This window comes from Paenibacillus sp. FSL R7-0652 (assembly GCF_038595045.1).
GTDB lineage: Bacteria > Bacillota > Bacilli > Paenibacillales > Paenibacillaceae > Paenibacillus.
The window spans coordinates 1,422,447-1,444,635 of record NZ_CP152001.1; the positions used below are offsets into that span (position 1 = coordinate 1,422,447).

General features: G+C 46.5%; 17 protein-coding genes. 14 read left to right on the top strand and 3 right to left on the bottom strand.

The window, feature by feature from the left end:
• Positions 1 to 217 precede the first annotated feature (217 nt).
• Both MKY97_RS06255 and MKY97_RS06260 read left to right on the top strand, forming a co-directional pair.
• Complete coding sequence (locus MKY97_RS06255; protein ID WP_342554622.1) at positions 218 to 1,930, top strand: methyl-accepting chemotaxis protein; 1,713 nt, start codon at positions 218 to 220, stop codon at positions 1,928 to 1,930.
• A gap of 342 nt (positions 1,931 to 2,272) precedes the next feature.
• Complete coding sequence (locus MKY97_RS06260; protein ID WP_342554623.1) at positions 2,273 to 3,235, top strand: RNA methyltransferase; 963 nt, start codon at positions 2,273 to 2,275, stop codon at positions 3,233 to 3,235.
• A gap of 130 nt (positions 3,236 to 3,365) precedes the next feature.
• Here the strand turns inward: MKY97_RS06260 and MKY97_RS06265 are convergent, their stop codons facing one another.
• Positions 3,366 to 4,322: a D-2-hydroxyacid dehydrogenase gene (locus MKY97_RS06265; RefSeq protein ID WP_342554624.1), complete on the bottom strand. Its 957-nt coding sequence runs from the start codon at positions 4,320 to 4,322 to the stop codon at positions 3,366 to 3,368.
• Between the two features lie 199 nt (positions 4,323 to 4,521).
• Between MKY97_RS06265 and thpR the strand changes: the two genes are divergently transcribed.
• Both thpR and MKY97_RS06275 read left to right on the top strand, forming a co-directional pair.
• Positions 4,522 to 5,124, top strand: a complete 603-nt coding sequence (gene thpR, locus MKY97_RS06270; RefSeq protein WP_342554625.1) for an RNA 2',3'-cyclic phosphodiesterase — start codon at positions 4,522 to 4,524, stop codon at positions 5,122 to 5,124.
• Positions 5,125 to 5,254: 130 nt separating this feature from the next.
• Positions 5,255 to 6,112 carry a cell wall hydrolase gene (locus tag MKY97_RS06275; protein WP_342554626.1) on the top strand — a complete coding sequence of 286 codons (858 nt, stop codon included), beginning with the start codon at positions 5,255 to 5,257 and terminating at the stop codon, positions 6,110 to 6,112.
• Between the two features lie 287 nt (positions 6,113 to 6,399).
• On the opposite strand, the gene MKY97_RS06280 is transcribed toward MKY97_RS06275, so the two are convergent.
• A complete protein-coding gene (locus MKY97_RS06280; protein ID WP_342554627.1) occupies positions 6,400 to 7,614 on the bottom strand; it encodes a glycosyltransferase in 1,215 nt (404 codons plus the stop codon).
• A 411-nt stretch (positions 7,615 to 8,025) separates the two neighbouring features.
• Between MKY97_RS06280 and MKY97_RS06285 the strand changes: the two genes are divergently transcribed.
• The 4 genes from MKY97_RS06285 (at position 8,026) to MKY97_RS06300 (ending at position 16,754) form a co-directional block, all read left to right on the top strand.
• A complete protein-coding gene (locus MKY97_RS06285; RefSeq protein WP_342554628.1) occupies positions 8,026 to 8,622 on the top strand; it encodes a TetR/AcrR family transcriptional regulator in 597 nt (198 codons plus the stop codon).
• 202 nt (positions 8,623 to 8,824) lie between these two features.
• Positions 8,825 to 11,107, top strand: a complete 2,283-nt coding sequence (locus MKY97_RS06290; protein ID WP_342554629.1) for a YhgE/Pip domain-containing protein — start codon at positions 8,825 to 8,827, stop codon at positions 11,105 to 11,107.
• Positions 11,108 to 11,789: 682 nt separating this feature from the next.
• The gene (gene gltB / locus MKY97_RS06295; protein WP_342554630.1) at positions 11,790 to 16,388 is read left to right on the top strand and encodes a glutamate synthase large subunit; all 4,599 of its coding nucleotides are present in this window, start codon (positions 11,790 to 11,792) and stop codon (positions 16,386 to 16,388) included.
• Between the two features lie 213 nt (positions 16,389 to 16,601).
• Entirely contained in the window at positions 16,602 to 16,754 is a 153-nt protein-coding gene (locus MKY97_RS06300) for a hypothetical protein (RefSeq protein ID WP_342554631.1), read from the top strand.
• Between the two features lie 107 nt (positions 16,755 to 16,861).
• Here the strand turns inward: MKY97_RS06300 and MKY97_RS06305 are convergent, their stop codons facing one another.
• Entirely contained in the window at positions 16,862 to 17,230 is a 369-nt protein-coding gene (locus MKY97_RS06305) for a helix-turn-helix domain-containing protein (RefSeq protein ID WP_123063221.1), read from the bottom strand.
• Positions 17,231 to 17,569: 339 nt separating this feature from the next.
• On the opposite strand from MKY97_RS06305, the gene MKY97_RS06310 reads away from it, so the two are divergent.
• The 6 genes from MKY97_RS06310 to MKY97_RS06335 all read left to right on the top strand — a co-directional run bounded on the left by MKY97_RS06310 (position 17,570) and on the right by MKY97_RS06335 (position 22,182).
• Complete coding sequence (locus tag MKY97_RS06310; protein ID WP_342554632.1) at positions 17,570 to 18,007, top strand: hypothetical protein; 438 nt, start codon at positions 17,570 to 17,572, stop codon at positions 18,005 to 18,007.
• Positions 18,008 to 18,158: 151 nt separating this feature from the next.
• A complete protein-coding gene (locus MKY97_RS06315) occupies positions 18,159 to 18,965 on the top strand; it encodes a CpsB/CapC family capsule biosynthesis tyrosine phosphatase (protein ID WP_342554633.1) in 807 nt (268 codons plus the stop codon).
• 1 nt (position 18,966) lies between these two features.
• Positions 18,967 to 19,719, top strand: a complete 753-nt coding sequence (locus MKY97_RS06320; RefSeq protein WP_342554634.1) for a Wzz/FepE/Etk N-terminal domain-containing protein — start codon at positions 18,967 to 18,969, stop codon at positions 19,717 to 19,719.
• Entirely contained in the window at positions 19,700 to 20,374 is a 675-nt protein-coding gene (locus tag MKY97_RS06325) for a CpsD/CapB family tyrosine-protein kinase (RefSeq protein WP_342554635.1), read from the top strand. Before MKY97_RS06320 ends, MKY97_RS06325 begins: the two co-directional genes overlap by 20 nt.
• Before the next feature lie 231 nt (positions 20,375 to 20,605).
• Positions 20,606 to 21,517: a UTP--glucose-1-phosphate uridylyltransferase GalU gene (galU, locus tag MKY97_RS06330; protein ID WP_342554636.1), complete on the top strand. Its 912-nt coding sequence runs from the start codon at positions 20,606 to 20,608 to the stop codon at positions 21,515 to 21,517.
• Entirely contained in the window at positions 21,514 to 22,182 is a 669-nt protein-coding gene (locus MKY97_RS06335; RefSeq protein WP_342554637.1) for a sugar transferase, read from the top strand. Before galU ends, MKY97_RS06335 begins: the two co-directional genes overlap by 4 nt.
• Positions 22,183 to 22,189 lie beyond the last annotated feature (7 nt).

Consider the following 22,189-nt stretch of genomic DNA (forward strand, 5'->3'; position numbering starts at 1 on the left):
CGTTGCCGGATGCTGCAGTTCTTTTCATTTCGATAAATTTCAACAAATTTTCACGAATTACAGCGCTTACTGATCAAAGAATGCTATAATACTTTACGGCAATTGTGCAGATATAATATAGACGAGTTTAATTTGCAAGGGGCCAATAGATGGGTTTATTTGCGAAATTAGTACTAAGTTGTAAATGTGGAGAAAGTTGTTATGAGGGGGAAATCATATGTTCAGCAGATTTAAAATCAAGAGTATCGGTCTGCGTATCAGCATCGCGTTTTACTTGTTAATCCTCTGTTTGATTATTTTAAGCGTTACCATCATTGGCCGAATGAATTCGATTGAGACCAACACAAATGATATTACAGGTAACTGGATGCCATCTATTCAAGAGATTAACCGATTGAACTATACAACGGAGCATATTTTGTCTCTAAGCTATCGTTACTTTGATGCAGACACATCCGACAGACCCAAGATTAATGAAGAGCGTACCAAATTTATTCGTGAAACATCACAGGCTATGACTATTTATGATAAACAGCAAAAGTCTGCGGAAGAAGCGAAACATTGGTCGGAGTTTAAACAGAAGTGGGAAGCATATCTGAAAATCAACACTCAGGCGATTCGGTTGAGTGACGAAGGAGAGACGCAGCTTGCGAAAGAAGTAGCTGATAAAGGGGCAGAATCCTTCGATACCATGCAGGTGAATCTGGATTTTCTCGTTAATTACAATCAGCAGCAATCAGACATCTCGGCAGCGAAAACGATTCGTTCTGTCCAGGATGGCCGATTGTTTGTCATTATAGGTGTGCTTGCGATGATTCTCATCACGGCCGTATTTGTACCGATTATTCGTACACAGGTGGTCAAACCGCTGCTTCGTGTCATCAGTGCTGTTAAATTGATCGCGGAAGGTCAGTTGAACGTACAGGATGTGCACACCAAACATGAAGATGAGGTCGGTGCCTTGGCCAAAGCAGTCAATGAGATGAAGGCTAATCTCACTGCCATGGTGCTAAATGTAAGGCGTGTAGCCGAAACGGTAAATCGTCAAAGCAACGAATTAGCCATCGCTTCTGAAGAAGTCAAGATTGGCAGTCAGCAGATTGCGATCACGATGGAGGAGTCTGCCAAGGCGGCCGAAAGTCAGGCTCAGACCGCTGTCGAGTCGGCTCGCACCGTGGATGAACTGAATGATCATATTCAGAAACATGCCGAGCAGGGGAACCAGCTTCGTTCCATGTCCAATCAAGTGCTGGAGCAGGGGCAGAGTGGACGTGAAGCCATGGAGGAATCGGTACAGCAGATGCAGCAGATTGCCAGCGCTGTGTCGTCCTCGATGAGCAAAATGGAACAGCTGAATCGCAAAAATGAAGATATCTCCAAGCTGGTCCTGGTGATTCATGATATCGCCCGCCAGACTAACCTGCTGGCGCTGAACGCTTCGATTGAAGCGGCACGGGCTGGAGAGAGCGGACGTGGTTTTGCTGTTGTGGCATCCGAGGTTCGGAAATTGTCCGAAGCCGTTCAGGAATCGGTTGAAGAGATCACAACCATTACTCAGGATATTCAGCAGGATTCCCAAGGGGTAGTGAACGAGCTGCGTTTGGGTGTGCAGGAGACGGAACTGGGACAGGAACGGGTATCTGCTTCAGGTCAGCTGTTCAAAACGATCAATACATCGGTTGAAAGTATGGTAGAGGTGATCGGAACGATGTCGCAAGGACTCGCAGGTATGGAAGAGAGCAGTGGTCGAATGAATGACTTCAGCCAGCAGATCTCTGCGGTGTCCGAGCAATCCGCTGCAAGCGTGGAAGAAGTATCTGCTTCGGCAGAGGAACAGGTAGGCTCGATGGAGGCGATCAGCAGCAACATTCAGACCCTGAAAGAAATGTCCGACGATCTACTTGCATCGATTGAAAAATTGAAAGTATAACCTTTTCTATATAATAGAAGAAACAAGGTAAAACAATTGTTTGAATTGACAAATTTAACGTATCATGTTCTGTTTAGTATCAGGTCCTAAAAAACATGCAATAATAGGGATTCCCATGCGGGGAATCCTTATTTTTTTGCTGTGTTCTCATATGAAAGCGAAGGTATATTTCGGCGTCGTTGATTCTCAGCTTGGCATTGGATACAATAACTACCTACAGCGCTTATCGATGAAAGTAAACCTGAATTTAAACAGATTAAAGAAACAGATTTAAGAAAAGTGAAATGAAGCCGGATTAATCCATCTGGTGATATAGATTTCGAGAATAAGGTAGATGGGAGAATGAGAAAAGTTATGGTTGCGGTGAAATATGTATACACGTATGCCTGTCATGAGAATGAACGCCAATTATGCCAGCTTGAACTGAGCACACTGCTCGCATCGGCTTCAATGGTGTATTCGGACAGTGGTTCTTACGTTTGGTCTGAACGCTGTATCCCGCCGGGGAGAAGTCCGTTTATTCATGGACGGCTGGATGTACTGGGGGAAGGTGACTCTGTCACTGAACTGCTTCCTATAGCTCGTGAAATCCGTCTGACGCAGGATGAGACGTTTAAAGTGATTTGTCTGAAAGCGGGAGATCATCCCCCAGACTATGATCAGGCACGAAAGCTTGAAAGAGAGATAGGGATGTGCATCGTTGGAACAGCGCAGATGAAGAAACCTGAAGTGACTTTCGGCCTAATTAAAACGAAGGGAAAATGGATCTTCGGTCAGTGGACAGAATCCGACAAGTCGTGGCAGGTACATCAGCAAAAACCTCAAAATTACTCCACAGGATTTGGAGTTACTTTGGCTAGAGCACTGGTGAATATTGCGGTTCCAGAGGTTCGGAATCATCGCTTGCTTGATCCGTGCTGCGGAATGGGGACAGTGGTTATTGAAGCTTTATCCATGGGGATTGATACGAAAGGTAATGATCTTAATGCACTTGCTGTACGTGGGGCTCGTACCAATTTACACTACTTTGGATATGATCCTGATCGGATAACTTTGGGGGATATGAAGAGTTTGGAAGGTGAATATGATTCGGCAGTATTCGACATGCCCTATAACCTCTGCTCTGTTCTTCCCGAGCAGGAACAGCGAGCAATGCTGGTGAAATTACGCAAGTTATCCGGACGAGCTGTTGTTGTTTCTACAGAGTGGGTGCAGGAGCACCTGCTGACAGCCGGCTGGTCGATAGAACAGTATGTACCTGTACAAAAAGGCTCATTTATTCGCCATGTCTGGGTATGTATGTAATGATACGATCATGTGCATAATAAACACTCCACTAGGGTAAATAGAATGTTTCTCTAGTGGAGTGTTTTGTTGTGTTATGTGATGCAGCTGTACTCATATGCATCGTGTTGCATGGGAACGGGTGTTTGTGTTAATATTTATGACTATAATCGACAAGGTTGAGCGGAAGAGTTTTACCAGCCACGTACGCTTTCAAGTTTTGGATGAAAATATCGAGGGCACGGGCTGTATATTGTTCTGTGCTTCCTGCGATATGGGGTGTGATCAACACATTGTCCATGCCCCAGAGCGGGTGGTCTGCCGGAAGAGGTTCCTCTTCAAATACGTCCAGAGCAGCGAATGCGATTTTTTCGCTGCCGAGGGCATGCAGTAATGCTTCTGTATTCACGCTTGGCCCCCGACCAACATTCACAAAACACGCGCCTGTCTTGAAATGGTCGAATGCATCCTGATTATAAATATGACGGGTTTCATCGGTCAGCGGCAAAATATTAATAACATAGTCGCCTTGGCCAAGAGCTTCATATAGTCCGGACATATCGTACATATGGTCAACATGAGGTACGTCTTTTCCAGAACGTCGTACCCCGATCGTACGCATCCCAAGGGCCTTTAGTACACGGGCAGTTTCTGTCCCGATCTCGCCAACCCCGACAATGACGGCCGTTTTGCCATGAAGCTCTGGCAGCGCCCTGCCCGGGTTTTTCCATTCAGCCTGCTGCTGATACAGCATAGCTTGTCTCAACCAACGGCTGTGGGATAACATCATGCCCAGAATGATCTCTGTAATAGGGATGGCGTGAACCCCGTTGGCACTGGTAACTTGAATATTTTTATGCTGCAGCTCCGCAAACGGGAGATTATCAACACCGGCTGACCAGACCTGAATCCATTTCAGAGGGCTGTCCTGTTTCAGGGCATGTTCGGTAACAAGGGGAGACCAGCCCAGTATGATTTCGGCTTCTTTTAATTCGGCAGGGTCCAGGTCCTTGGCTTTACCTACTTTAATGGTGTATCCTGGTGCGGCCTGCTGTATTTGCTGCTGCTGTTCTTCGGATAAAGATGGAAAACATACGATTTTACCCATAGTGTCTGTTCCTCCTGAGCGAATGAATTAGTCATTTCAAGTGTAGCAGATTCAGTACATGATGTGCACAAGCATGGTAAATGCAGGAATGAAGTCTGATATGCAAAATCCATATCGTGTGTCACTCTATATATACCCATCTTGAAATGATATGCATAAATATGGAATAATAGAGCGAACTTTAGAGAGGTGTATGCTGGTGAATTCCCGAATACTTCAAGAACATGCATCCAGACGTGAACGTCTGTTTATTGCTCTGCGTCTACCTGAATCCGTTCAACAGTCTCTTCATATGCAGACGCAGCTATTACGGAATAAGCTTGATTTTCGCAAATGGACAGACCATAGGGATTATCATATAACTTTGCAATTTCTGGGAGATACGTTGATGAGTGATGTCGGTCACCTTCGTGCTGCGCTGCACGCTGCTGCTGCCGAATTTCATGCATTTGACCTGGAGCTTGCTGCATGGGGGACATTTGGTCTGGAAGAAGCACCCAAGGTTCTATGGAGAGGTGTTAGCGGAGATTTGGAGCGCTTGCATCAATTGCAAAAACGTATAGTAGAGGTCACCAGACCTTTAGGTTTTGAGGCCGAGTTAAGACCATATCGTCCACATGTTACTGCAGCTCGAAAATATCTTGGATCCCTTCCAGGTATGGGCAAACATGGTGTTTCCGAGATCATTACAGAACATGCTTCCCATGGTAATTCATGGTCTGTAGAAGGTTTTGTACTTTATGTGACGAGGCTTGGACAAACGCCAATGTATGAGGTGCTGGATACGTTTTCATTTTCCTGAAAAACTTTTTTATACCATAAACTCACATTGACATTGTGTTTATCCCTATGTAATATTAGCCAACGTTATTCAAATTCTTTTTTTTGGGTTACTTAGATTAGGGAATTGTTTGGACAGGAGGAATCTTCGAATGGAAATTATAAGTAAGAATCGTTGGGTAGCACCGATGTTATCTGTGCTGCTTGTATGTATAGTGGGGGTAAATGTCGTTCAGGCGACTGGGAAATGGTATCAAGCGAGTGAAAGTAAACAAATGACGGAGCTTGCGTCTTCGGCTCATAATAACTCATCATTGCCGCAAGAGCAGAGGCGAATGACGGAAGACGGGACAAGTCTATCTGCTGACTCGTCTGTGCAGACCGCTGCGTGGACGAATGCACTGCCAGCCAAAAACTGGCTTTTGAATGCTCAGGAAGAGCAGGAGCAAAAGAAAGCTGCGGCCAAACAAAAAGCAAAAGCTATAGCTGACGCCAAAGCGAAGAAAGAAGCTGCCCTGAAACTGGCCAAATTGGAACATGCCAAAGCAGCGGCTGCGATGTCAACTCCCCCCCAAAAACTTTACTTTACGCGGACCAAACTTCTAAATCAGGAAGATGCAAAACTCGCAACCTGGTCATACAGTGTGTCCGATAAAGAGCTGTTTCTGCTGCAAAAAATTGTCATGGCAGAGGCGGAAGGCGAACCGTACAAAGGCAAAGTGGCTGTGGCCAACGTTGTCTTGAACCGGCTGCGGTCAGCCAATTTTCCCGATACCATTTACAAGGTCATCTATCAGAAATCCCAGTTCAGTCCTGTGGCGAATGGACGTCTCAAACGGGTAACACCGAATGAAGACAGCATCAAGGCAGTCAATGCTGCACTGAACGGACAGAAGGAAGTCTCGGATGATACGTATTATTTCTTATCATTGACACTTGCTGACGATCTGACGGTGGCCCGCACGAAGAAAGAAGTACAAACGATTGGTCATCATACTTTTTACAAGTAAAAGACCTTAAAATTCTGCAAACAGGCAGGGTAGTTAACTATGTGAGTGCCGCATGAGCCCTGAAAATTCTGGGAAGCAGTTTTATTTCGTCATTTTTGAGTGAATATCTATCTGTAATTTACCCAGTTTTTTGGCAGAATATTCGATAAAATTGAGCAGAATTCAAAAAGGTTCCCCTTCGCTGCATGAAGGGGAACCTTTTTATTATTGGAGTCCAGATTAACATCTAGATGGATTGAGTAATGTTAATCATAGACTCAGACGAACTCTAAGGTGGGCTAGAGGCGTTATAAAGGTAGTCTGGTACCAGACAAGGGTCTGGTGGAAATTCCGGCTGAGAAGCGCTCCAGGGACGTTGTTGTGACTTCAGTCGTTGAAGGGAACAGCAAATCATGAACGGCTTGAGCACAGCAGGTTGGATCGTAAGCCAAAGAACGGCTGGATTGGTGCACTCGCTGCTGAGGACGACCAGCCTGCATGGACTGGTGTTCAGACAGTTCCCGGAATCGATCGGTTATGACGTCCGCCGAGTGAATGATCTCTCCATATCCAGCTTGTACAAAATACTCACAGTTCTCCTCTTCCTGTCCTGGATGCGGCGGGATAAAGAGCATCGGAAGACCTTTAGCCATCGCCTCCGTGCATGTCATGCCTCCGGGTTTAGTGATGAGAACATCAGAGACATCCATGAGTTTGCTGACTTCCCTGGTGTAGCCCAAAATACGTATATTTGGGTGCTGGAAGCAGGGGATTTCCTTCATTTTGTCTATCATTTTCTGGTTGCTTCCGAGACAAAAGACTAACTGTACCCGATCTGCCCATGATGCGAGAGCTTTCATATGATCCTCTTCAAAAGAAAGTCCCCAGCCGCCGCCCATAAGCAGCGCCGTCGGCATGTTTTTCAGTCCCATCTCTTCTCTCAGTTTGACTTTGTCGCCGGCTTCCCAGAAATCAGGATGCACAGGGATTCCTGTAATCTGGATTTGTGAAGAGGGGATACCTCGAATCTCAAGCATAGCTTTGACTTGAGGCGTGGAAACCAGATATTTGTTTACCTCAGGGTTGATCCACGTTCCATGCACATCGTAATCCGTGATCAACGTATACAGCGGGATATTCAGGCCTTGACGCTTAAGCCTGGAAATGACCGCATTGGGAAACGGATGAGTGCAGATCACGATATCCGGCTTCAACTGGGATACGACCTGCGCCGTTTGTGTGTAAAAAATACGGTGCAACGCCAGTTTGGTTAAGCCGTTTAACGATTTGTTGTACTGTGTGCGGTACAACAGGCTGACAAGTTTGGGTTGAACCGATAGTGTCTTTCGATATGCAGAAAAGATCAGCGGAGCGACGGTCGGATTCAAAAATTTCCCAAGTTCAATAACGCGGCTGTGAACATGGGGACTAACTTTTTTGATACCATGTGCCAAGGCATGAGCTGCCTGTGTGTGACCAGTACCGAATCCTTCTGATAATAAGAGCACTCTTGGTTTTCGCATGAGTTCACCTTTATTCATAAGTTTGAGTTAATTTAAAATGGAATAAAAACAGCATTCGTAAGTTTTAAGTAGGACAGTCCTGCTAGGTTTGTTACTACATGAATATACAGTAAAACACCGAATCATGTTTCATCCAAACAATATTTACACGGTACACCGAGTTTTGAGACAGCAAACTTCAGTTATGTGCGGATTGTTTAAGTCATCTTACACTATAGACGACGAAGCGGACAGTTTCCACTGCATTTCGGTTAAAAAATATTAATACATTTTTTTATTGTTAGGCTTGCAATCTTATTTTCAAGGTGATATTGTAGTTTTTGACCAAATGACCGTTTTGTATTTCTGGTCATTCAAAGAAGAGCGATTGAATCACTCATCACATTTGATATGAAGCAAGGAGGAGATAAGATGGCTCCGATCGACAGGAGACAGCAGGTCATTCATGCAGCCGCCCAGTCGTTTGCCATGTTTGGATACAAAGCGACCACGATGGATCAAGTTGCCAAGATCGCCAATGTGGGCAAAGGCACGATTTATACTTTTTTTACGAATAAGGAACAGCTGTTTGATCAGATTCTGGTGGAAGTCATTCAGGAGATGAAAAATATCGCGCAGCGCGAAGTTCATCAGGAGAGTGCATTCTTTGATAACTTGTTTCGCGTGCTGGACGCGCTGCTGGAATTCCGCCGTGATCATGAACTGCTCGTTAAACTGTCACAGGAATTGAAGGATTTCGGAACGCTTCAGGCCAAAGAGGGTCTTGAAAAAGTAGAGAAAGTCATTACGGATTTTCTGGCCCGTGAATTGGAGAAAGCAAGAGATAGCGGAGAAATCCGCGATTGCAATCCGCAAGTAGTTGCTTTTATGATGATTCGTCTGTACATCGCACTAACCTCAGACTGGAGCAAGCACCATGAGCCGCTTAGCAAAGAAGAAATCAAGAACTACTTTCGTCTTTTCCTAATGGAAGGCATTGCGGCCATCCAATCAGCCGAAGGTCTGTGAGAGGACGTGCAGGACGTCAAAGGTCATGAACACAACGCGTTATATATGAAACTTGTCTAAGGACAAGTTTGTTTTTTGCTCTGGACTGACCGTTTGAGAGAAATGGTCATCACGTATTTCGGTAAAAATTCCAGAGATTTTCATTCTGTTTTCATATTGGATATTCCTGCTGTCGGCAGAGAGATTAAGGGGAGAAAATAACATGAAATCATTAAACGTGTTTTTCAAGGATTTGGGATCAGCCGTGAGAAACCCGAAGGTGTTGATCCCTGTCATTGCAATTCTATTTATACCGATCCTGTACAGCGGCATATATTTGGCAGCTTACTGGGACCCTTACGGTAATGTAGATAAACTGCCGGTGGCTGTTGTCAATCTAGATAAAGGTGCGGAGCTTGAAGGTAAATCTCTTCATGTAGGTAAGGACCTTATCGATGAATTGAAGAAAAATGAAGATTTCAAATGGGATTTCGTTAGTGCTGCCAAGGCAAAGGAAGGTATGCAGAACGACAAATATTACATGCAGATTACGATTCCGGAAAACTTCTCATCGAAAGCAACGACACTGCTCGATGATAAACCTGCACCAGCAGATTTGATCTATGAGCCAAACGGCAATTACAACTTTGTCGGGGCACAGATCGGTAAAACGGCAATCAAGGATTTGAAAGCGAAAGTTTCAGCCAAAGTTACAGAATCCTACGCAGAGACACTGCTTGATAAATTCTCTGAGGTATCAGATGGTTTGGCTGAAGCGGGCGATGGTGCGGGAGATCTGAAAAGCGGAGCAGGCAAGCTCGATGACGGCGCTGTGAAGCTCAAGGATAATCTGGCTAAACTTGCATCGGGTACGTTGAAACTTCAGGATGGATTATCTCCATTAAGCAATGGTGTTAATGCACTGCATAATGGTGCTTCGAAACTGGAGACTGGAACAACGAGTCTGGTATCGGGTTTACAGCAGCTCCATGAGGCAGCCGCGGGTCAGCTTCAAAGCGGTGCTGACCAGTTGAAAGACGGCAGCAGCCAACTTGCGGCAGGTCTTCAGTCTTCATTAGACGGCACCAACAAGCTGCAGGCTGGACTGCAGTCATCTGAGCAGGGCAGTGCCAAGCTGTCTGACGGACTGCAAACCGCAGTACAGGGGAGTGGAACACTGGCAGGTGGACTGCAGTCCGCTGTGGATGGCAGCGGTAAAGTTGCTGACGGGGCACAGGGCGTGGCTGCTGGTCTGAAACAGCTTGCTGCAAACAGCCCCGAACTGGCTGCAAACGAAGATGTACAGAAGCTGATTGCGGCGAGTCAGGCTGTTGCTGATGGCAGCGCACAGCTGCATGAGAGCGAACAGAAGCTGGCGCAGGGCGCGGATCAGCTTCATCAAGGAAATCAACAGCTGGCTGCAGGGGCATCCGAACTGCATAACGGGCAGCAGCAGCTTCTCGCCGGAGCATCTCAATTGGCAGATGGGCAGAAACAGCTGCTCGCAGGTGCTGGACAACTCAGCCAAGGCGGAGCGAAACTCTCCGACGGCTTGAAGCAGTTCAGCAGCAAGCTGGGTGAAGCGGCGTCGGGCGGCACACAGCTGGCCGCAGGCGCGAAACAGCTGGGTTCAGGCACAACGGCACTGCAGACCGGTGTTGGTAAGCTCAGCGGCGGTGTTACATCACTGGCTGACGGCTCCAAACAGCTTGGAGACGGTGCGGGCAAACTGGCTGACGGCCTTTCTGAACTGAAAGACGGCTCCGGTGAACTGGCGACCAAGCTGAAAGATGCAGCCAAGAAAACATCCGAAGTGAAGAAAACGGATGACGTGGTAAATATGTTCGCAGAACCGGTCAGCTCCTCCGAGAATAAAGCGGAAAACGTAAGCAACTACGGAACAGGTATGACACCGTTCTTCCTGTCCATCGGTTTGTTTGTGGGATCGCTGATCTCCACGATTGTTCTGAAAATGCGTGAAACGTCTGTACCGGGTGCGTCGGGCTGGAATCGGTTTGTCAGCCGTACGCTTGTGTTTGGTTCGGTAAGCATATTCCAGTCGGTTATCGTAGCAAGCTTTATGCTGTACGGGCTTGGACTGGAAACACACAGTACAGGGTTGTTCTATCTATTTACCATCATAACGGGCCTGACCTTTATGCTGATCGTTCAGGCACTGGTGACCTGGCTTGATCTGCCTGGACGTTATGTTATCATCCTGCTTCTGGTCTTCCAGCTTGCAGCGAGTGCAGGTACATTCCCGCTAGAACTGATTCCTTCATGGCTTCAGGCGATCAGTGAGTGGCTGCCGATGACACACAGCATAATGGGCCTCAGAGCCGTCGTATCCAGCGGTAACTTTGATGTCATGTGGCATCAGGCAGGAATACTGAGCATCTACGCATGTGTATCCATTCTGCTGACGCTGGCGTACTTTCTCTGGAATGGCCGACGTCCGAAGAAAGAAGCTGAAGTGGCAGAATCCGGTCAGCCCTTGACCGTATAATCGAGAAACAAAACGACATTTCGGACAACTTTTGCAAAAAAAAGTTAAAAGATATGCAGCGGAATTATGCAATATAGTAGTCAAATAGTGCAAATAGCCTGCGGCTCTAAAATGAGCTGCAGGCTATTTTGTATACGATTGTATGAAAATAGAAAGCTTTATTGGAAGCTTGAGTATGAAAATTGCGAAAATATGGTCAAACGCATGCTGTATATGGAACGATTTTCTTTTACCTGCAATTAAAATCAGTTGTACTCTGCCTTAAAATGTGTATAATTATTCGAAAAAGAGACGTTTTTAAACGTCATCACACTAAAGCTGTACTGCAAAGCATTTCTTATCAGAGATATTAAAAAGTTTAAATTGCGCTGATGTTAGGTCGGTGTTAAAATAATAGAACTATATCAAAAAACGTCGCTCCACAAGGAGTAGTCGTGCCAGCGACTGCGTCTTGTTGTATACATGCTGTTACCGGATGATCGGTGTCAGTCCCTCGCAATTGTCGCGGCCTTTGCCGCAGTACCAGATTTATAACCGATGGCTGATCCTAAGAAGCTGTCACCTCTTCATTTCAGCAGGCAGGCTTATCGCAAGCGAAATGCCGGCTCCTCCCGTTTCATTGTTGCCTGTTGCTATGTTCTTGATCTTTCCGAAATACTTCATTATAGAAAGGTTGCGTTCCATGAGACACATCGGATTACCTCCAAAACAAGGTCTGTACGATCCACAATTCGAAAAAGATGCATGCGGAATGGGTTTTGTTGCCAACATCAAAGGAGTACCTTCACACGATATCGTTAGTCAGGCACTGACCATGCTCAGCAATATGGAGCACCGCGGAGGTCAGGGAAGTGAACCGAACTCCGGCGACGGAGCGGGAATCCTGATTCAGATTCCACATCGTTATTTTGCCAAGGAAGCAGACCGTCTCGGCTTTGCACTGCCTGAACAGGGCTTCTACGGCGTAGGCATGCTGTTCCTGTCTCATGATCCAGCAGTTCGGACTGCACATGAAGAGAGCTTGAAGAACATTATTGAAGAAGAAGGACAGATCTTCCTGGGTTTCCGGGATGTACCTACGTATGATGAGATGCTGGGCCGTTCGGCACTGGCTGCGAAACCTTATGTACGTCAGGTATTTATCGGAAGATCGGATGAAGTGAAGGATGAGCTTGCATTTGAGCGCAAATTATATGTTATTCGCAGACGCGCCGAACTCGCGATTCGCTATTCCGCAGATGAGGCGGAGGGAGAATCGTTCTACCTGCCAAGCTTGTCGTGCCGCAAAGTAGTTTACAAAGGCATGCTGACCACCGAACAGGTAGGCAAGTTCTATCTGGATCTGCAGGAAGAACTGGTTGAATCGGCGATTGCGCTCGTGCACTCCCGATTCAGTACGAACACCTTCCCAAGCTGGGAACGGGCTCACCCGTACCGCTTCATGATCCACAACGGTGAGATCAACACGATGCGTGGTAACGTGAACTGGATGCATGCGCGTCAATCCTTGTTCGAAAGTGAACTGTTCGGCGATGATATTGCCAAAGTAAAACCGGTTATTAATCCGGATGGTTCGGACACAGCAATGTTTGATAACACGCTGGAGTTTTTGTATCTGAGCGGACGCTCTCTGCCGCATGTGGCGATGATGATGGTTCCCGAGCCGTGGAGCACCGATGAAGGCATGGACCCTGCGAAAAAAGCTTTCTATGAATATCACAGCACAATGATGGAGCCATGGGATGGCCCGGCTGCAATGGCATTTACCGACGGTTTACAGATTGGTGCCACGCTTGACCGTAACGGTTTGCGTCCCGCCCGTTATTATGTAACGAAGGATGACCGAATCATCCTTTCTTCCGAAGTCGGTGTTCTGGATATCGCACCGGAAGACATCCTGTATAAGGATCGTCTTCGTCCAGGACGGATGCTGCTCGTAGATACCCAAGAGGGCCGCATTATCTCGGATGAAGAAGTCAAAGCGATCATTGCAGCCGAGAACCCTTATGAGGAATGGCTGGAAGAGCATTTGATGGATCTGAACGAGCTGCCTGAAGCGCCGGAGCTGCCAGACCCTAAACATGATAACGTAACCCAGCTTCAGCTGGCTTACGGCTATACGTTTGAAGAACTGCGCAAAGTGCTGGAGCCCATGGCATCCACGGGAATGGAAGCAACAGGTTCCATGGGTTATGATGCGCCGCTGGCCGTTCTGTCCGATCGTCCGCAGCGCCTGTATAACTACTTTAAACAGATGTTTGCACAGGTAACCAATCCGCCGATTGACGCAATCCGCGAAGAGATTGTTACATCTACAGCGACAACGATCGGTCCGGAGCGGAACCTGCTTAACCCTGAACCGGAGAGCTGTCGCCAGATTCGTCTGGATACGCCGGTATTATCTAATGAAGACTTTGCAAAAATTCGCCACGTACGTCGTCCGGGCTTCCGCTCGATGACGATCCCGATCTTCTTCACTGCTGCTGAAGGAGCAGAAGGACTGCGTAAAGCGATGGACCTGCTTTTTGAAGCAGCAGACCGTGTTATCGACAAGGGACATAATATTTTGATCCTGTCTGACCGCGGTGTGGATGCCGAGAATGCCGCAATTCCTGCATTGCTTGCTGTTGCAGGGCTGCATCACCACCTGATTCGTCAGGGCACAAGAACCAAAGTCAGCATTTTGCTCGAATCGGGAGAGCCGCGTGATATTCACCACTACGCACTGCTTCTGGGTTATGGCGTTAGTGCGGTTAACCCTTATCTGGCGTTTGAAACGCTGGATGACATGATTCAGCAAGGTCTGCTGCGCGGTATCTCCCATGAGAAAGCCGTTAAGAATTACATTAAAGCCGCAACCAAAGGCGTTATTAAAATTTTGTCCAAAATGGGGATTTCCACGATTCAGTCGTATCGCGGTGCTCAAATCTTCGAAGCAGTGGGTCTGAAATCCGATTTCGTTGACCGTTACTTCACTTGGACACCTTCCCGAATCGGAGGCATCGGCTTGGAGGAAGTGGCCGCAGAAGCGCTCACGCATCATAACCGTGCTTTCACGGATAAAGACGGCAATGACCGAGTGCTCGATTCCGGCGGTGAATACCAGTGGCGTAATGATGGCGAAGAGCATCTGTTCAACCCGCAAACGATCCACACGCTGCAGCATGCCGTACGTACCGGAGATTATAAACTGTACAAAAAGTACTCGAAACTTGTGCAGGGTGAGAATGATCAGCTGCTGACCATTCGTTCCATGCTGAAGCTGAAACCGGTAGGAGCTTCCATTCCATTGGAAGAAGTAGAATCCGTAGAAAACATCATGCGTCGTTTCAAAACCGGTGCGATGTCCTTCGGTTCGATTAGTAAAGAAGCCCACGAAGACTTGGCGATCGCCATGAACCGTGTGGGTGGTAAATCCAATACAGGTGAAGGCGGAGAAGACCCGGCTCGTTTCATTAAAGACAGCAATGGGGATTCCCGCCGCAGTGCGATCAAGCAGGTTGCATCCGGACGTTTTGGTGTAACATCCAACTACCTGGTGAATGCGGACGAGATTCAGATCAAGATGGCTCAAGGGGCTAAACCGGGTGAAGGCGGACAGCTGCCGGGACGTAAAGTGTATCCTTGGGTAGCTGAGGTTCGCGGTTCCACGCCGGGCGTAGGTTTGATCTCACCGCCACCACATCACGATATTTATTCGATCGAGGACTTGGCCGAGTTGATCTACGACTTGAAAAATGCCAATCCACGTGCCGAAATTAACGTGAAACTGGTATCGGAAGTCGGCGTTGGAACGATTGCAGCCGGTGTAGCTAAAGGCCGTGCAGACATTATCCTGGTTAGTGGATATGATGGCGGTACAGGCGCATCTCCACAAGGTTCAATCCGTCATGCGGGTATGCCATGGGAGCTGGGACTGGCGGAAACGCATCAAACGCTGATGCTGAACAATTTGCGTGATCGTGTAGTCCTTGAAACAGACGGTAAAATGCTGAACGGGCGCGATCTGGCGATTGCCGCACTTCTTGGAGCGGAAGAGTATGGTTTCTCTACTGCACCACTTGTTGCACTTGGCTGCATCATGATGCGTGTATGTCAGATGGATACTTGTCCAGTCGGTGTAGCAACACAAAATCCGGAGCTGCGTAAAAACTACATGGGTGATCCTGAACATGTCGTGAACTTCATGCGTTTTGTGGCGGAGGATATGCGTGAGATTATGGCTGAACTCGGTTTCCGTACTATTCAGGAGATGGTTGGTCGCACAGACTGTCTGGAAGCGGTCGAAGCGGTAGACCACTGGAAGAAAAAAGGTGTGGATCTGTCTGTACTGCTGCACGTGCCTGAGATGCCTGAAGGTTCTGCACGTTATCGTACGCAGCACCAGAACCACCAGCTGGAGGAGACGCTGGATATGCAGCAGCTCGTACCACTCGCACAGCCGGCAATCGAATCCGGTCAACCGGTCGAGGCCGTACTGCCAATTACCAACGTTAACCGTGCAGTCGGTACGATTCTGGGTAGTGAGATTACGCGCAAATACGGCCTTGCCGGTTTGCCTGAAGATACCGTTCAATTCAAGTTTGTCGGCTCTGCCGGACAAAGCTTTGGTGCTTTTGTACCAAAAGGCATGACGCTCACGGTCGAAGGAGACTCCAATGACTACGTGGGTAAAGGATTGTCTGGAGGCAAACTGATTGTGATGCCTTCGCCAAAAGCAACATTTGAGGCAGAGAATAACATTATTATCGGAAACACAGCGCTGTATGGTGCGACGAGTGGTGAAGCGTACATTCGCGGAATTGCTGGAGAGCGTTTTGCCGTACGTAACTCGGGTGCCAAAGTGGTCGTTGAGGGTGTCGGCGATCATGGCTGCGAATATATGACGGGTGGTCGTGTCGTTGTACTGGGCGATACAGGCCGTAACTTCGCAGCAGGGATGTCTGGAGGTATTGCTTACGTGTACGATCCAAACGGCACATTCCTGCAGCGCTGCAACCTGGAAATGGTTCTTTTGGAGCGTATCGAGGATGCTTCCGAGAGCGCAGATCTGCGCGGTATGATTCAGCGTCACACAGCGCTCACGGGAAGTGCTGCAGGTCAGCGCATTCTGGATAATTGGCAGGATTCCCTGAATCATTTTGTACGTGTTATTCCAAAGGACTTCAAACGCATGACGGAACAGATCGAACGCGTACAAGCGACAGGTCTGACAGGTGAAGCTGCTCTGCTTGCAGCATTTGAAGCCAATATGCGTGAGCTTGCACGTACCGGAGGTTAAGTCTTTATTCATCGCTGCAAAAAGATATAAAACAAAGGGAGCTTTTATGGTCGCCACCCCGGCGTCATAAGGCTCCTTTTTGCTTTCGACAAAATTAGAACCCGCTCAAAAAACGTTATCGCCATGAGACGACAACATCAAGGAACGTTCTCAAGTATAATTAGGCTTAGTTTTGGAGTGCAGAGAAAGTATAAGATAAGAGAGGTTAGCGGAATGAAGATGAAGCATCCAAACATGGGCGATTCTAAGCCGACAGGTGAACCAGTCGAAGCAACCCAGATCGACATCATGAAAGTTTTGCTGCAATGTGGAATCGACCCGGAGCGTTTGAAACATTTCGTTTCCTCCGACATCAAGCGTTCTTGATCCAGTACACACCATAGAATGGAGGGAATTCAAGATACACAAAAAGGCCCAGAACCCGGAGCAGTATGTACTCGGATACTGGGTTTTCTTTTCGGGTAAGCTCCTGATTAATCCATACTGCGCTCCATGCGCACAAAAGCGATAAAGCGGCGAGCTTCTTCCTCCGTTAGAGGTTTACCATCGATCATCAGATCAAAACGTTCCAACACTTCTTTATCCGATAATTCAAGAGCATCCACGAATTCACGCACGTCTTCATCCATGACCATATCACTCTGCTTCGTACGTCCAATCAAATAATCAATGGACACATCGAAGATGTCGGCAAGTCGTGTTAACACCTCGAAATCCGGTTTGCGCCGGTTTTTCTCGTAGTGGGAGAGAGCCGCTCTGGTGATATGAATGGAGTTCGCAAGTTCTTCTTGAGTAAGTCCCCGCTGTTCTCTTAATTCAGCAATGCGATTTCCGTAGCTCATAAGCTATTTCCCCCTGAACACCATCATATATATTGAAACAATCCTGAGCCAAGTCTTTGATCAGGGCAAGTTTTCCTGCAAATGTACTACGCCTCATTCGTCTCATATACTCCTGTAAATAGGTCTGTCTAAGGACAGCTCAAATTGTCGTAAATCAAAAGAACCATGTCCAAATACCGCTTGACATGATACGTTTTGTATCGTAAATTGAACGTATGGAGTTACAAAATGTATCATTCGAAGTATTTAAAGTGTTTCCACATTGCCCTGGCTTTATACCTTTCAGAGAGGAACAGGGGCAGTGCGTGCAGACTAATCCATTCTAAAAGGAATGAAATCATGAATTCAAAATTTCTTCAGGAATGGGCTGATCTCAAACCAAATGTCCATATGTACATTCAGGAGTTTCATGGAAAAATGGTAGACCGCAAAAGACGTCCCGTCCTGTTACTTGGTATGGACACACAAGCGATCACTTTCCTGAGCGACCTGAACCTGCCGGTAATATCAGAAATGCTAATAGGTTTGGATGTCGAAGACAGCCGTGTATGCGTCAGGCTTCATGCCAAGCTGCAGTGGAAGCAGCCCTTTGGAGAGCTAATATTGTATCATTCGAACTTGCATATTCACAAAGAGCAGACACTATATATAACTGGACAGTTAAACAGAATGCTCACTGAAGTTGAATTTGAGGCAGTTTCCCGTTTTGCGTATGAGAAGTTGGCAGACCCATCTCCTCAGTCAAAACCTTATCGTTACATCGATTTTACCATATAGTGTTGGTTAAATCTGAACAATTTCTGAACAAGCATGTACTTAACGCCATTTTACTATATTTCATAGCGTTATGCATTAGTTCTTTAACACCAAAAGCATTTGCGCAATGAATAAAGAGGCGAGGAGGATCATACATTGAGGAAGTTTGGATATGGTTGAAATGCACTGCCACATTTTATCCGGTCTGGATGATGGCCCTGTTCGAATGGAGCAGTCCGTTGCGATGGCTGAGAAGGCAGCAGCCTCAGGAATAACCTCCATTATTGCAACTCCGCATCACCTGAACGGACAGTACCACAATGAACCAATGGTAGTGAATCAGGCTGTTCATATGCTTCGTGCAGAGCTCGCCAAACGAAATATTCGTTTGCAGGTTAGACCCGGACAGGAGATCCGAGTGCACGACAGACTGATTGAAGACTTGTATGCAGGTAAGTGCTGCACACTTGCAGGCAGCCGCTACATGCTGCTGGAGCTGCCCTTTGGTCATATTCCCTCACAGTTCCCCGAAATACTGCATGAACTGCGAATCGCGGGAATTACCCCAATTATCGCTCATCCTGAGCGCAACCTTGTTATTTTGAAAAAGCCAATGCTGTTGTCCGATTATTTGAATCAAGGCGGACTGTGTCAGCTTACGGCTCAATCTTTCACGGGGCTTTTCGGACGAAAAGTTCAGAAGTGGTGTTTTCATTTTTGCAAAGAAAACGGGTTTCATTTCATTTCATCAGACGCACATGATGTGAGGCTGAGAACATTTGAATTAAACGGGGCCTATAGATTAATTGCTCGAAAGTTCGATTACAGTGTCGTTCAGATTCTCAAGGAAAATGCAGCCTTGTTGTGGTGTAACCAAACGGTGGAAGGGCAGAAGCCGCCTATTCGAAGACGCTATCGTTATTTTGAGGGGCTGCCCATGTTTCAACGGATGAAAAGCAAAGTTGAATGGAGGAAATGAGATGGGATTGAAGGAGTACATGGGGATTCTGCGCAAAAGGATCTGGATTATCGTTGCTTTTGTTCTGGTTGCATGCATCGGTGCGGGGGTGAAAAGCTACTTCTTTACAACACCTATATATGAAGCAAATTCAAAATTAATTGTGAATCAAGTCTATAACGCGAACGGTGTGCCTAACCTGGATATTTCCTCCATTCAAACAAATATTAAAGTAATCAGTTCCTACATGGAGATCATCAAATCTTCCGCTATCCTCGATAAAGTCGTTACTACATACCCCGATCTTGGTCTGACTGCCAACCAATTGGGTGAGAGCATTCGGGTATCTACCGCGAATGAATCCCAAGTGATGAGCCTGACCGCCTCAGGAATATCATCCGAGAAAGCGGCAAAAACGGTAAATGCAGTCGCAAAGGTATTTCAATCTCAAATCCCCGTCATTATGAAGGTCGATAACGTGACGATTCTTAGTGAAGCCAAACCTACAGAACTTTCCAAACCTATCAATGTTAAACCCGCACTGAATATCCTGATCAGTTTCTTCGTTGGATTAATGCTTGCTATCGGCTTTGTCCTTTTATTGGAATACTTGGATGACACCTTGAAAACGGAAGATGAATTGGAGAAGGAACTTGAAATACCTGCTCTTGCAGTCATCTCCAAAATACGTAAAGAAGAGGCACGTCCTTCCAAACAATCATCCACACCTCAAAAGAAAGTAGGAGATGGACAATATGTCACGGCAAACCAATGACAAAGGCAACCTCGTTACGGTCGCTAACCCAAAGTCTGTTTCGTCAGAGGCTTATCGAAAATTAAGAACTAACATTCAATTTTCTTCGATTGATAGTCAGATTAGAACGATAATGATCGCTTCTGCTGTCTCGGGTGAAGGTAAAACAACAACCATTGGAAATTTAGCTGTAGCGTATGCGCAAGAAGGGAAGAAAGTATTGCTCATGGATACGGATTTGCGCAAACCAGCGCTGCATCGAATGTTTAACGTGCCAAATCACATCGGATTAACGAGCGTGTTATCAAGCCAATATCAGGTAACCGAAGTGTTGCGGGAAACGGTTGTTGAAGGTTTACACGTGCTGACCTCTGGTCCGATTCCACCCAATCCTTCAGAAATGATCGGCTCACGAAAAATGCTTGCACTGCTTGAGGATCTAAAGGAGGAATATGATGTCATTCTATTTGACACTCCACCTGTTTTGACTGTAACGGATGCGTTAATTATCAGTTCACTATGTGATGGCGTCATTCTTGTTGTCAGTGCAGGCAAGGTCAAAAAGGATCTTGTAAAAAAAGCAAAGGGCTATTTGGAACATGTGAATGCACGTATTTTGGGTGCGGCGTTGAATAATGTCCAACAATCCAAAAGACGTTACGGTGAGGAGGCATAGAAGCTCATTTACCGTGAATCACGTTGACCCTTCATCTACCATTTTAAGGTCATGTCTACTACACCTTTATCAAGGTAGGCACTCGGTCACACTGTGGGTAGTGTACCTTAGACGTTAATCGTCAAGGGTGTGACGTGAGGCAGGGTTAAATGCCCAATAAAAACAATATTTTTGCTCTTGATGTCATGTGGTTCTGATTTCATAAAAATAATAGAGGATAGGGTGGTATTTATGAGTAGAGTTAGGAAAGCAATTATTCCTGCGGCGGGTCTGGGAACCCGATTTTTGCCTGCCACAAAGGCGATGCCTAAAGAAATGCTCCCTATCGTTGATAAGCCAACGATTCAATACATTGTTGAAGAAGCCATCGCTTCAGGTATTGAAGATATTATTATTGTGACGGGAAAGGGAAAACGTGCAATTGAGGATCATTTTGACAGTGCATTTGAGCTGGAGCAGAACCTGCTTGAGAAAGGAAAACTTTCTTTGCTTGAAGAAGTCAAAAAATCCTCCAATGTGGACATTCATTACATAAGACAAAAGGAACCGTTGGGTCTGGGACATGCCGTTTGGTGCGCGCGAAACTTTATAGGCAGCGAACCTTTTGCCGTGCTGCTTGGTGATGACATTGTTGTTTCGGATGTCCCCTGCACTCGGCAGCTGATTCAGCAGTATGAGACGGTTCAACAATCGGTCCTGGGCGTGAAGACGGTAAGCCCAAGCGAGACCTATAGATATGGGATCATTGATCCTCTATGCACGGAAGGACGATTGTCTTCAGTTAACAGCATGGTAGAAAAACCGCCATTGGGTTCGGCTCCGTCCAATCTGGCGATTATGGGGCGATATATCCTGACTCCTGATGTATTTAAGTATTTGGAGCAGCAGCATATTGGAGCTGGTGGGGAAATACAGCTGACAGATGCATTGCAGAAGTTGAACAATGAGGAAGGTCTGTATGCCTATGATTTTGAAGGCACGCGTTACGATGTTGGCGAGAAGCTGGGTTATATTCTAACTACCCTTGATTTTGCATTGAATAATGCGGATCTTCGAGCCTCCGTACTCACTTCAATTGAAGAAATTTTAATGAGAGAACAAGCAAATCAACGGCTGTTAGTGGCGGGAGGTGATAATCTGTGAATTTATCAGGAACAGAATATGTTGTAAATCATGAAACTGCGGCCCTAGAAGGAAGTGCAGCTGTTCTGGGCCAGACTTATTCGCAGCGGCTCGGAGGATACGCCAATTTTTGGAAACCCCTAATCGACGTTACAGCAGCCGCGATACTGCTGCTTGCGGTTTCGCCTGTGATGATACTGTTATCTATATTGATTAAGGTTGATTCGAAGGGTTCTATCATTTTTCGCCAAGACCGTTATGGGAAAAATGGAGTCAAGTTCAGTATTTATAAATTCAGAACGATGTATGTAGATGCACCCAAATACAGTGTTTCTCCTACGAGCAGTCTGGACCCGAGGATTACAAGAGTTGGTCGATTTCTTCGAAAAACGAGTCTGGATGAATTACCGCAGCTGCTCAACATTCTCAAAGGAGAAATGAGTTTTATCGGGCCAAGACCTGAGCTGAAAACGATCGTGGAGCAGCACTATACCGAGTTGGAACGCAGACGTTTTCTCGTAAAACCGGGAATTACCGGCCTGTGGCAGGTAAGCGAAGCACGTAAAGAGCCAATCCACCACAACTTGCAATATGATTTTCATTATATCTTAAATATGTCTTTGGTCATGGATCTTAAAGTTATCATTCGAACGGTACGTGTCATGATTAAAAGCAATACATTTTAAGCTGCTG